Origin of the sequence: Brevibacillus sedimenti (assembly GCF_020923495.1) — a bacterium.
GTDB classification, from domain to species: Bacteria; Bacillota; Bacilli; order Brevibacillales; family Brevibacillaceae; genus Brevibacillus; species Brevibacillus aydinogluensis.
On record NZ_CP064048.1, the window covers coordinates 977,028 to 990,047 of the forward strand.

The window sequence follows — 13,020 nt, forward strand, 5'->3', positions numbered from 1 at the left end:
ACCTTGCTTTTTCTTCTCCTTTGTCTACTGTATCAAAAAGAGACGGGTCCGGCGATAACTTTCCCCGAGCTGGCCGCTCCCTTCTCCCAGTGCGCGAATACACGCGAACGACGCAGGGGTACCGGACATCCAGCCAGCGGAACAATCAAACGCAACAGGGCACCCCTGGACAATCAAGGGCGCCCTGTTGCGCTCCCCCGACATATCTACGGCACTACACAGGGAGCGGTGTATTGTGAGAAGCAGCGTCGGTCTCGTTTTTTTGCTGACGCTGTTTTAACACGTAGTGAAACAAGCAGAGCATGAAGATTCCGATCAGAACATAGAGTCCGCTCATCATCCAGGATGGCACAAGCACCCCGACCAGGATGCCGCCAGCGCCCAGAAGTCTTCCCCCATGACCAACCAGTCCGTACACCGCCATATAGGACCCCCTCGCTTCATCGTTCACCAGATCAGCGATTACGGACTGGCTTACCGGCGTCAACAACAATTCGCCGCATGTCACGACAAACACCGCCAGGAGCAGAATCCACAGCCCGTTGCTGCTTCCCAAGGCGGCGAAGCCAATCATGTACAAGAACACGCCTGTTCGCAGCACAAGGCTGTCCGAGAACCGTTTGATCCACTTCGTCACGAACAACATGCCCATGGCAACCAAAATAGTGTTCTCCGTCTGCATGATGCCAACCATTCTGATCCCGTCGATCTTGAGCGAAAACCAATTCGCCACGTTCAGAAGCTGGCTGCCAAACTCCTGCTGAAGACGAACAGCTATGTAATAGGTTTTCTGATTGAGCAGGGCGTTGCCCAACAACACTGCGAGACAAAAAAAGAGAAAAGTGCGATCCTTGGCCACGAGCCGATAGCTTTGCAGCAGATCCTTCCACACCGCCTTGTTTCTTACCTGTTCATTCCGCTTCGTTTGGTGCGATTCGGTCATAAACAAGACAAACATGATCAGCGTTAACACATGAACACAGGTGAACAGCAGAAACAATTCAAACCGGTGCGTTTGAAACAGAAAGCCGCCCCCCAGCGCACCGATCGACATGGCCAGGTTGATCGACCAGTAGTTCAAGCTGTAGACATACCGGCGATTCTCCTGATTCGTCACGTCGATGATCATGGCGTCCACGGCGGGAAACAGCATGCCGGTGCCGACGCTTTGCACCAGCAGCATCGCATAGGTGAGCCAGGCTGAATCGAGCCACTCGGAGTTGGCGATGGTCATGACGGAGTACGCCCCTAGCAGTACCGATTGCGACATGATCATCACTTTTCGCCGCCCGATCCTGTCGGCCAAAAATCCGCCGTAGAAGCTAATAATCACCGTGGTTATGACCGTTGACAGCATGAGAACCCCGGCGATCGCCTGCCCCAGTTTTTCCGTAAAGTATATCGACATAAACGGAAAAATCGTCGCACCGACCAAAATGCTTAAAAACCTTGTCAGCAGGCGCACCTTGATGTTGATGTGAAGGTCGCGAAATCTCATGGTTCCCCACCCCCTTTTGTCAAAATTTTATACACACATTATACACTAATTTATGGCAATTTCACCTGCATTTTCATTTTGGCGACGCATTGCAATCAAAGCCCGTGGTGTCATGTGTGATGGTGCCCGCTCGCTCTCTTGACGACCAGCAATAAGTCGATAGCGTCCGCTTCAAAACGCTAAGGGGAGGGGTAAACATCTGGGTGTTTCGAAGAAGTGAGACTTGTGCCACCTGTTTTCCTTGCCATTCGCCCGGGTATCGACCCAACGGGATAACCGAATCTTCATCATGATTCCCTGAGTCCAAAACGCACCTGATGATAGACGGATTCCAGCCATTTTTGACGCCGCTTTTGGCTGCTCCTCTTGACGCCGGCAAACATGAATCTCTTGACCTTTCGTATTCCGCAAAACGCGAGGATCGCATCTCTCATAATCTTCCATTCGACACTGCGGCGAACCAGTCTGACATACCATCCGGGAGAGTCAATCGTATAGAACACCCATGCCGATTTTCCGCTGAGCAATCCCTTTGGCACCATCCCCTCGTAGTGATAGGCGAATCCCGAAACAAACAAGCGATCAAAGAAGCCCTTAAGAATCGCCGGGACACCATACCACCAAACGGGATAAATGAAGATGAGATGATCGGCCTGCCGCACCAGCTCACGATAACGCGCCGTTTCCGGATCGTTCTTGAGTTCGCTGCGCCGGATGCTGTCATTGTACACCAGAACCGGCTGAAAGTTGTCCTGGTATAGATCGATAACCGTATACTGGTAGCCGGCCTCTTGCAGGCCGCGCTCCACTTCCTTCAAAATGGCGGCATTCAAACTCTTCGGGTTCGGGTGTGCGTAGACAATCAACACATTCATCTGGATACCTCCGTCAGAACGGCAGGATGACCAACAACACAGCCAAAACAAGAATGACGACCGAGAGAAACTCAACCCGCCGGTGTCCGGCACGCTGCTCGGCACTGCCGACAGCTTCAGCGCCAGCCTCATTAAGCCGCGTTTTCAGTGTCTGATCGATCAATAACTTTCCAAGCAAAGCCACAAAGATTGTAAGGATCAGGCCAACATGCCACCAGGAAAAAGCCAGCCCCGTAACAATACGCACGAGATCAACGACCGCCACGACAATGGCCGCCCACAAGGCAAATCGGTTGTATCGGTTCCACGCGTTGATTGAGAGCCCCTCAACGGTTTCAGCCAAATCGGGTTGTCCCGGCTTTGCCAAAATGGACAGTAAGAGAGGACGGACACCGGCGGCCATGACAACGCCTCCGCCCACGATCACTGTCAGTGCCAATCGTTCCATTGCGGCCAGAACCAGATTCAACATGAAAACACCCCCATAATTTTTTGGTTGTATGACCAACCAATACAGATAACAACGGCTCTATTGACACCACACACATACCTTTCAATCCTCGCGCGGTACGCGCACTGTCACGTCCGCTCACGTTCCGATTGCGATTGCAAGAATTGTTCGACCATTTGACCAAGGAATTGGTAAGCGCCTTCCAGGTCAAACTCCGAATCAACGAAAGACTGCAAGGCGAGCCCTTCGAAACAGGCGAACAAAATGGCGGACATCTCAGCCCCATTTGGCAGCGTTTTTCCTGCCACCGCTTGGATTGTTTCTTCGATTCCCTCCCTTCCCCTTGCGATAAGCTCTTTCACCCCGGACTGAATCGCGGGATTTCGCAAGCCAAGCACATACAATTCATATCGCAGCTTGTACCAATCGGCATTGCTCTTTATTCGCTCCAAAGACTCCGCCAGCGCAGCGTCGGCAAGTTTGTCTTCCGCAACTGTCTTCCGTAACTTTCTCATCTGTTGGCAGTACTCATTGGCTGCTTCTTTGACAACAGACACCAAAAGGTCTTCCTTGTTTGCAAAATGGTAGTGCACCAAGCCGGGCGACACGCCTGCCTCACGAGCAATGTCCTTAACGGAACTGTTTTCGTATCCCTTTTCGGCAAGAACCTTGTAAGCCGCTTCAATTAATTGGGCTCGCGTATTACCTGCTTTTGGTTTCATTCCAGATCACCATTCATTTTGATTGGTTGTACAACCAATATATCATCTGTGTAATTTTTCAATATATTCCATGGGAAATCCTGCCGTCCAAATGACATTTTTTCTTTAAAATTGTGACCGGAATCGAGCATATCCGGCCGCCCCTCTCAAAAAAATCCCCCGCTCAGGTGTGCTCATGCAGCACCCGGCGGGGGTCCCCAAGAATATGAAAAAAGCTGTTAACCGTGTTAACAGCTTTTCCATGTATGCGCGAATTTATCCCTTCTTCGGCAGTTCAAACGAACTTTTCAGCGAGACAATCCGGTTGAACACCAGTTTGTCCGGAGTCGTATACTTTGGATCGACGTTGAAGTAGCCGTGGCGGAAGAACTGGAACTTGTCGTGCGGCTTGCAGTCCTTCAGGTTGGGCTCGACAAAACCGTGCAGCGTTTCCAGCGAATTGGGATTGATGTTGTCCAAGAACGAATCGCCGTCTTCCTGCCCGTCCAGAATGAGCGGTTCATACAGGCGGAACTCCGCCGGAACGGCGTGTTTGGCGTCCACCCAGTGGATCGTCCCCTTCACTTTCCGGCCGGTGAACCCGGTGCCGCTCTTCGTTTCCGGGTCGTACGTACAGTGCAGTTCCACCACGTTCCCCTGTTCGTCCTTGATCACGTCGTGGCACTTGATGAAGTAGGCGTGCTTCAGCCGCACTTCGTTGCCCGGGAACAGGCGGAAGTACTTGCTCGGCGGATTTTCCATGAAATCATCCTGCTCGATGTAAATCTCGCGGGAAAACGGGATTTGCCTGATGCCCATCTCGGGATTTTCCGGGTTGTTTTCCGCGTCCAGCATCTCCACTTGGCCTTCCGGATAGTTGGTAATGACCACTTTCAGCGGGCGCAGCACGGCCATCGTGCGCGGCGCCTTCAGCTTCAGGTCTTCGCGGATGAAATGCTCCAGCATCTTCGCATCCACCACGCTGTTGCTGCGGGAGACGCCGATTTCCCGCGCAAACGCCCGAATCGCTTCCGGCGTGTAGCCGCGGCGGCGCAGTCCGGCGATGGTGGGCATCCGCGGGTCGTCCCAACCGTCCACGATTTTTTCGTCCACCAGCAATTTCAGCTTGCGTTTGCTCATCACCGTATTGGTCATGTTCAAACGGGCAAATTCATACTGCCGCGGCACGTGCTCCATCTCGCATTCGCGTACGACCCAGTCGTAAAGCGGACGGTGATCTTCAAACTCGAGCGAGCACAGCGAGTGGGTCACGCCCTCGATGGCGTCTTCCAGCGGGTGGGCAAAGTCGTACATCGGGTAGATGCACCACTTGTCTCCGGTGTTGTGATGGGTGGCATGGGCGATCCGATAGAGCACCGGGTCGCGCAGGTTGATGTTCGGCGAACTCATGTCGATTTTGGCGCGCAATACTTTTTCGCCGTCCTTGAACTCGCCGTTGCGCATCCGCTGGAACAGGTCCAGGTTTTCCTCCACCGAACGGTTGCGGTACGGACTCTCCGTGCCCGGCTCTGTCAGCGTCCCCCGCGTTTTGCGGATCTCCTCCGCGGAGAGGTCGTCGACGTACGCCTTGCCTTTTTTGATCAGCAACACCGCGCGATTGTACATTTCCTCAAAGTAGTCGGATGCGAAATGAAGACCATCCCACTCAAAGCCCAGCCATTTGACGTCTTCCTTGATCGCTTCCACGTACTCGGTGTCTTCTTTCAGCGGATTGGTGTCGTCAAAGCGCAGGTTGGTTCTGCCATTGAATTCGTCAGCCAGCTCAAAATTCAGGCAGATGGATTTGGCATGACCGATATGGAGATACCCGTTCGGTTCCGGAGGGAAACGGGTCACGACTTCTTTCACTCGTCCCGCCTGCAAATCCTCAATGACGATGCTGCGGATAAAATTGGATGTTGCCGACTTGTTTTCCAATTGAATCAACCTTTCACTTCACCTTTACAATCAATAATACTGATTCCGCATCGAGAGTTCAACAAATCGGGCCGTGCCTCGTCCCGCCTTACCACAATGGGGCACATGCCGTCGCTGTTGACGGCCGCAGCCGATGTTCATTATTGAATTCAGCAGCTTGGATGTGCGCAGAAAGGTGCGCGCACGAAAAACATCCTCCGCCAAGTGCAGGGACATCGGACCATAGTCACAAAATCCGCAGATTTTTTTAATTTCCCCTTAAACATCGGGACGAATTTACCGATCTAATGAAATAGAAATGTGATTTTCCCAAGTCCATTGGACTGCCTGCACCGCGAGACGAATGAAGATGGTCTCATTTTACGCATTTTGAAAATTTACGACCACGCATTGATATCGAAACGGCAAACCCGGGGAAACCCGGCGACGCAAAGCTACAGGGGCTACCTCCGCCATGAGCGGACACGCCAGCCAGTTACCGAAGTATTGATGTAGGACAAACCGATGATCCTATGTCATCGGTCTTTTTTGTGTAAGCAGGCGGTTGCAGTCCATAGGGGGGAGGTGAGGCGCCAGAGCTACGTACCATCCAGCACAACTTGCTTTTACAACTAGACCAAAGGAGGAACGACTGTGAAAAGGTTCTGGAAAAAACTAGGCGCCCTGGGACTTGCCGGCGTTTTAAGCCTGTCCGCCTTCACACCTGCGGGCAATGCTGCACACCGTCCAACTTCCATGTCGCCGAATGGCATGGTTACCACTCCGCACTACCTGGCTACCGCCGCTGCACTGAAGACGCTGCAGGAAGGCGGTAACGCGGTCGATGCCGCGATCGCTGCGGCTTCCACACTGACCGTCGTCTATCCTCATTACACCAGCATCGGCGGGGACAACTTCTGGCTGATCTACAACGCAAAAACGAAAGAACTGCGCGCCCTGAACGGCAGCGGCCGTGCCGGGGAGAAAGCGACCATTGAGTTCTACAAGAGCAAAGGATACGAGAAAATCCCGTCCCGCGGTTATCTGGCCGCCAACACCGTCCCCGGAGTCGTTTCCGGCTGGTGGGAAGCGTACAACTACGCTCGCAAGGAAATGAGCGGCAGCAAGATTCCGTGGAGCAAACTGCTGGAGCCGGCGATCGAGTACGCGGAAAAAGGCTATCCCGTCTCCCCCAACCAGGTGTACTGGACCAAGTACGCGACCGATCCGACCGACAACGATCTGAAAAATCTGCAGCGCTTTGAAGAGTTCCGCAAAATCTACCTGAAACCCAACGGCGAACCGTATCAGGCTGGCGAAATCCTGAAGCAGAAAGACCTGGCGGAATCCTTGAAAATCATCGCCAAAAAAGGGGCCGACGGATTCTACAAAGGCGAAATCGCCAAGAAAATCGTCGAAGACATGCAGAAAAACGGCGGCTTGCTCACCCTGAAAGACTTTGAAAAACACACCGCTACGTGGGCAAAACCGATTTCCGTTGACTATCGCGGGTACAAGGCGTACAACGTACCGCCCAACTCGCAAGGAATGGCCTCGCTCTCCATTCTCAACATCCTGAACAACTTCGATGTGAAGAGCTTGGGCGAAGGCACTCCCGATTACTACCATGTGATTGTGGAAGCCACCAAGCAAGCCTTTGCCGACCGTGACAAATGGCTGACCGACCCCGAGTTTGCCGACATTCCGGTAGACTACCTGCTGTCCAAAGAGCACGGTCAAGAACTGGCCAAGCGGATCGACATGAAACAGGCAGCCCAAACGGTGGAGCCGCTCGATCCGAAAGGGGACACTGTATGGCTCGGCGTCGTCGACAAGGATGGCAACGCCGTTTCGATGATTCAAAGCCACTACTTCGACTGGGGCTCCGGCATCGTGGCCAAAGGCACCGGCATCCTGCTGCAAAACCGCGGCAGCTACTTCTCCCTGGATCCGAACCACATCAACCACCTGGAGCCGGGCAAACGCTCCTTCAACACCATCAATCCGGCGATGCTGTTTAAGGGAGACAAGCCTTACCTCCTCTACGGAACCCAAGGCGGAGAAGGACAGCCTCAGACCCAGGCCGCTCTGGTGACCCGCATTGTCGATTTTGGCTTCAGCGTACAGGACGCGATCGAAGCGCCAAGATGGCTGCACGGACGCAACTGGGGTGCTTCTTCCAACAACCTCAAGGTAGAAAGCCGAATTCCGCAAGCTGTTTTGGACGAACTGATCAAACGCGGTCACCCGGTTGAAAAACTGGAAGACGCCTACACCGATCAAATGGGCCAATCCGGAGCGATTCTGATCGATCCCGTCACCAACGTGAAGTTTGGCGGCGCCGATCCGCGCGGCGAAGGTGCAGCAATGGGATATTGATTCACTCCAGACTGCCGGGAGCATTCCCGGCAGTCTGAATGCTGTTACGCTTCAGGCGTGCATATAGGCCTGATTACAAAAGGAGGAATTCCCTCGTGTTTGTCTTCGGCAAACTTCGAAACAAACTGATTGTTTGGTTTCTTGTCGTAGCGATCATACCACTCATCGGCACCTCCCTGTATATCACCACCAGCAGCTCGGAAATCATCACGGACAAACAGCGGCAGTCCTACATCGACCTTGCCAAAAGCACCGCCGTCGCGATGGATCAATACCTGGACAGACGGATGACGGAGATTCAGGTGCTGGCCCGTTCATCGGATATTCAATCGACGGACGCTGCCGCGAAAAACCTGTTCATCCGCTCGTTTACCGAGGAAATGAAGATATTTGACGGCAACACCTTCATCTCTCCAGACGGAAAAGTTTCGGCCGACACGTTTCCGACAAGCGTCGGCATCGACTTGTCCGAACGGCCGTTTTTCAAGGAAGGAATGGCCGGAAAAGCCAGTTACTCCGACATCGTGATTGCCAAGACGACTGGCAAACGCTCCATTGTCGTCGCCTCTCCCGTCAAAAACCAAAACGGCCAAATTCTTGGCGTACTGACCGGTCTCGTCAACGTTGACCAGTTTACCGAAACCTTTCTGCAACATCTCAACCTTGGCAACGGCGGATACGCCATTCTCGTAGACAACAAAGGGCTGATTCAAGCCCATCCCAACGAAGAGCTGATCGGCAAAGCAGTGGAAGAAGCCGGCCTGCCGCAGGGGTTGGCCGAGTTCCTCAAACACGGCGGCAGCGAGACAGCCTCCTATACCTACACGGACGCCGGCAGCGAGTACATGGTTGCCTATGCGCCCATTGCAACGACAAACTACGGATTGTTCCTGCATATCCCGGTCCAATCCATTACGTCGGCTGTGTCCGCTCTCAACACCAACATCGCTGTCATCGTTCTCATCGTCAGCGTTCTCGTAATCGCACTTGCATTCGCCGTGTCGCTGCGGATCACGCGACCGATCATGGAAGTGGCCAGCGTGACCAAACGCATCTCCGATGGAGAACTGACGGTGGAGCCGCTCCGCATCCGCACGCAGGATGAAATTGGCCAACTGTCCCAGGCCGTAAACGCCATGGTGGATAATCTGCGCACCATCATCCAGCAGATGAACGCCAGCGCCGAAAATTTGGCAGCGTCCGCAGAGCAGCTGACCGTAAACGCCGAGCACACAAGCAAGGCCACCGAGCAGATTGCAACGACCATCCAGGAAGTGGCGTACGGCGCAGAACGGCAAGTGCAAAGCGTGGAGGAAAGCGTCCGTGCGATCCAGGACGTGTCCTCCGGTGTTCAGCAAATTGCCACCAATGCGGAAAACGCCGCAGATTCTGCCCTCAGGGCTTCGCAAATCGCGATCGACGGCAACCAGACCATCCAAACCGTCGCGAAACAAATGCAGTCCATCAACGAGACGGTCAACCAGATCGCCCTTATCGTCAAACGGCTGGGCGAAAGTTCCCAGGAGATCGGTCAAATTGTCCAGGTCATCACCGACATTGCCGAGCAGACCAACCTGTTGTCGCTTAATGCCGCCATCGAAGCAGCGCGTGCCGGGGAACAGGGACGGGGATTTGCCGTCGTGGCCAACGAAGTCCGCAAACTGGCGGAACAATCGGCCCAATCCGCTCAACAGATCGAACAGCTCATTCTGGCCATCCAGCAGGAATCGGACCTGGCCGTACAGTCCATGGAAAAAGGGACAAAAGAAGTGGCGCTCGGCCTCGAGGTCGTCAACGATGCCGGCAAATCGTTTGAACAGATTCAGTATTCGGTGACCCACACGGCCGACCAGATTCAGAAGGTAAAAGACCACTCCCGCCAGATGACCGCAGGTACGGAACAGGTGGTTCAGTTGGTCACGCAAATTGCCGAAGTGGCGGAAAGCTCCGCAGAAGGAACGCAAAGCGTCTCCGCCGCCACCGAGGAGCAGTTGGCCTCCATGGAGGAAGTCACGTCTTCTGCCAGCTCGCTGGCGAGAATCGCCGAAGAGCTGCAGGCTCACGTCAAACGCTTCAAGATATAAGCACAACAAAAAGGCACCCGTTTTGCGGTGCCTTTTTTGCTGCCGGCTGTACCGAATGAAACAGCGGCCACGAGGGAGTGTCCTCACAGCCGCTGTTGTTAGTTATAGTGCGCTCAGCGAAGGGCCAGCATGCGGTCCGGATGGTTGGTGCAGATTTGCACCTGCGGATGCCACTCCATGATTCTGCGGATAGCGTCCGGGTCGTCCACCGTCCAGGCGATGACGCCAACCCCCTCATTGATTGCCTCGCAGGCCAATTCCCGGGTGAGAAACGGATAGGACATGGAGAGCACATCTGCTCCCGCCTGCCGCAGTTGTTCCAGGATCATGATCGGCCGTCCGTAGACGATCAGCCCGGTCTTGACGTCAGTGTCCAGCTGCCGCACCTGCCGGATGAGCTCGTGGTCAAACGAGGTGAGGTACACATCCTGCTTCATCCCGTGCCGATCCAGCAGCGTCAGCACGCGTTCCGCCAGTCCGGGATGCATGTCGGCCGCCGTTTTCAGCTCAATGTTCAGTGTGCATCGTCCCTTCACGGCAGCCAGCACCTCTTCCAGCGTGGGAATCGGTTCGCCGGCAAAGCGCTCATCAAACCAGCTCCCTGCATTAAGCTCCCGCAGTTCCGCCAGCGTCAGATCCTGCACCCGTCCGCTGCCGTTCGTCGTCCGCTCCAGTGAAAAATCGTGGAACAGAACCGGCACGCCATCCCTGGAAAGCTGCACGTCCACCTCAATCGCGCCAATGGCCGGTTCCGCCAGCGCAAGCTCAATCGCCTTCATGGTGTTTTCGGGCGCCTTGCCCGACCAGCCGCGATGCGCCATGCAAACGTTCATGCAACATCACCTCATTACTTTTTCAGTAGTTTCTCGCCTTTTTCCACAACCTTGGCAATCGCCTCGCCCACGGTCGCCTGGTTCAGCACCGCCCGCTGAATCTCCGTCATGATGACTTCCTGCAGTTCCTTATAGCCGGGAACCATCGGACGCGGTTGGGCATACTCCAATTGTTTGACCGCCACCTGAAAGTTTGGCTCTTTCTGGTATGCTGCTTTCATCTCGTCCGACTCGACCGCTTCCTTCGTCACCGGCATGTACCCGGTTTCCAGCGACCAACGTATTGTCTGCGGCGTATCCGTCATCCATTTGATAAATTCCCATGCCGCCTTTTTCTCCTGATCCGAAGACTTGGCCAGCATCACCAGGTTGGCGCCGCCAGTCGGCACCCCATAATCCTTATTGGCCGGCAGAAACGCCGCCCCTACTTCAAACGCGGCGCTCTCCTTGAGCGCGTGCAGGTCTCCGGTCGATGTAAAAATCATGGCCACCTGCTGGTTGAGGAAATCCTGCTTGGCCACGTCCCAGGCGTTGTATTTTTCGCCCGGCGGAGCCTTCATCACCCCTTCCTTCAGCAGGCTGATCCAGAACTCCAACGGCGCCTTTCCCGCTTCGTTGTCGAGCGCCACGCTCTTGCCGTCTTCGCTCAGGATATTTCCGCCGCTCTCAAAGACCAGCGCTTCGTAGAACCAGATGTCGATCGGCGTGGAGAAGCCGTAGGTCTTCGTCTTGCCCCCCTCTTTTTTGGTCAGGGCCTTGGCGTACTGGCGCAGTTCCTCCCATGTCTTTGGACCGTCGGGATTCAATCCGGCCGCTTTCAGCATGTCCCGGTTGACGTACAAGAGCGGGGTCGAACGGTTGAACGGCACGGCGTACAGTTTGTCGTTCCAGTAGGAGTTGCCCATCAGGCCGGGAATGTATTTGTTTTCCTCCCCGTTCACGTAGGCCCCCAGGTCCTGCAGCACCTTGGCATCGGCAAACGCGCCCACCGATGCGATCTCCACCATCGTCACGTCGGGCTGGTTTCCGGCTGAGACGGCAGCCAGCACCTTGGCGTGGTTTTCATAGTAGCTGCCTTGATAGGACGGCTTGACGACGATGTCTTTGTGCGTGTCGTTGAATTGTTTGACCATCTCTTCGATCACTTCACCGTTGCGGCCGCCCAGCGCGTACCAAAAGTCGATTTCCACGGGCTTTCCGGCATCGGCTGTCTGCTGCTGGCCGCCGCTTCCGGTACCGGACTGCTGGCCGCCAGCCGCCTCCTGCTTGCCGCTGCACCCGGCCAGTACGGCCGTCACGCTCAATACACAAGCCAATAAGGATACGCGGATCTTTTTCACAATGCATGCCTCCTCTTTCTTTTCAGGAAGGAACGCGGGTTTTCCTTTTTTATTTGGATGAATAGACAAACGCGCTGATGATGTGCCGCTGGGCGATGAAAAAGATCGCCAGGACCGGCAGCACGAGGATCATGTTGCCCGCCATGATGACGTTCCAGAGTTTGCCGCCTTCCGCCGCCTTCAGCATGGAGATGCCGATTGGCAGCGTCCGCACGGTGTCGCTGTTGGTCATGATCAGCGGCCAAAAGTAGTCGTTCCAGTGATAGATGAAGCTAAACAGCCCGAACGTGACCAGCACCGGCTTGGCCATCGGCACCATGATCGTCCACATGATCGTCCACTCGGAGGCATTGTCCAGCCGGGCGGCTTCGATCACCTCATCGGGCACCTGCATGAAACACTGGCGGAGCAAAAAAATCCCAAAGGCGCTCGCCCCGTACGGCAGAATCAGCGCCCACAGCGTATTCACCAGCCCCCAGTGACTCATTTCCACATAGACCGGCAAGAAGACCACCTGAGGGGGAATCATCAAGGCGATCAGGGTCAGGCCAAACAGCAGGTTCCGCCCGCGAAACCGGTAGCGGGCAAAGGCGTACGCGGCCGGCACACCCGTCAACAGCTGCAGGACGAGAATCCCCGCCGCCACGAGAAAACTGTTCCAGACGTAGGTGAGAAACGGTCCCGATTCCCACGCGATGCGGAAGTTCTCCAAATGCCACGACTCCGGCCACCAGGTAGGCGGGAACCGGTACACCTCCGGCATCGTCTTGAACGCGGTCAAAAACATCCAGAGAAACGGAAACACAAAGATCAGGGAAACGACGGCGAGAAGCGCCCACTCCACCGCTTTCCACGCCGCACGTCCCGCATGTCTCATACAACCTCCTCCTCCCTCTCGGCGATCCTGGGGCGAATTCGCTGCCACACTTGGCCGGATCAGGG

At 55.0% G+C, this 13,020-nt stretch carries 10 protein-coding genes and 1 riboswitch; of the genes, 2 read left to right on the plus strand and 8 right to left on the minus strand.

What is annotated here, in order from left to right:
* Positions 1 to 214 precede the first annotated feature (214 nt).
* From IRT44_RS04605 to IRT44_RS04625, 5 genes are all read right to left on the minus strand, one after another.
* Entirely contained in the window at positions 215 to 1,498 is a 1,284-nt protein-coding gene (locus IRT44_RS04605) for an MDR family MFS transporter (RefSeq protein ID WP_171564004.1), read from the minus strand.
* Between the two features lie 287 nt (positions 1,499 to 1,785).
* A complete protein-coding gene (locus IRT44_RS04610) occupies positions 1,786 to 2,373 on the minus strand; it encodes an NAD(P)H-dependent oxidoreductase (RefSeq protein ID WP_171564003.1) in 588 nt (195 codons plus the stop codon).
* Positions 2,374 to 2,386: 13 nt separating this feature from the next.
* Entirely contained in the window at positions 2,387 to 2,845 is a 459-nt protein-coding gene (locus IRT44_RS04615; RefSeq protein WP_171564002.1) for a hypothetical protein, read from the minus strand.
* A gap of 107 nt (positions 2,846 to 2,952) precedes the next feature.
* Positions 2,953 to 3,546: a TetR/AcrR family transcriptional regulator gene (locus IRT44_RS04620; protein ID WP_171564001.1), complete on the minus strand. Its 594-nt coding sequence runs from the start codon at positions 3,544 to 3,546 to the stop codon at positions 2,953 to 2,955.
* A 255-nt stretch (positions 3,547 to 3,801) separates the two neighbouring features.
* Positions 3,802 to 5,463, minus strand: coding sequence for a glutamine--tRNA ligase/YqeY domain fusion protein (locus IRT44_RS04625; RefSeq protein ID WP_171564197.1), 1,662 nt, complete (start codon positions 5,461 to 5,463; stop codon positions 3,802 to 3,804).
* Between the two features lie 393 nt (positions 5,464 to 5,856).
* Positions 5,857 to 5,946, plus strand: a riboswitch (cyclic di-GMP riboswitch).
* A gap of 252 nt (positions 5,947 to 6,198) precedes the next feature.
* Here IRT44_RS04625 and ggt point away from each other — a divergent pair.
* Both ggt and IRT44_RS04635 read left to right on the plus strand, forming a co-directional pair.
* Entirely contained in the window at positions 6,199 to 7,821 is a 1,623-nt protein-coding gene (ggt, locus tag IRT44_RS04630) for a gamma-glutamyltransferase (protein ID WP_230077854.1), read from the plus strand.
* 95 nt (positions 7,822 to 7,916) lie between these two features.
* Entirely contained in the window at positions 7,917 to 9,905 is a 1,989-nt protein-coding gene (locus IRT44_RS04635) for a methyl-accepting chemotaxis protein (RefSeq protein WP_171563999.1), read from the plus strand.
* 113 nt (positions 9,906 to 10,018) lie between these two features.
* Here IRT44_RS04635 and IRT44_RS04640 read toward each other — a convergent pair whose 3' ends face one another.
* From IRT44_RS04640 to IRT44_RS04650, 3 genes are read right to left on the minus strand one after another with little or no spacing between them, the layout of a single operon-like run.
* Positions 10,019 to 10,738, minus strand: a complete 720-nt coding sequence (locus IRT44_RS04640) for a glycerophosphodiester phosphodiesterase (RefSeq protein WP_212133643.1) — start codon at positions 10,736 to 10,738, stop codon at positions 10,019 to 10,021.
* A 14-nt stretch (positions 10,739 to 10,752) separates the two neighbouring features.
* The gene (locus tag IRT44_RS04645) at positions 10,753 to 12,078 is read right to left on the minus strand and encodes an ABC transporter substrate-binding protein (protein ID WP_212133641.1); all 1,326 of its coding nucleotides are present in this window, start codon (positions 12,076 to 12,078) and stop codon (positions 10,753 to 10,755) included.
* Between the two features lie 49 nt (positions 12,079 to 12,127).
* Positions 12,128 to 12,955, minus strand: coding sequence for a carbohydrate ABC transporter permease (locus tag IRT44_RS04650; RefSeq protein ID WP_212133638.1), 828 nt, complete (start codon positions 12,953 to 12,955; stop codon positions 12,128 to 12,130).
* Positions 12,956 to 13,020: the final 65 nt, after the last annotated feature.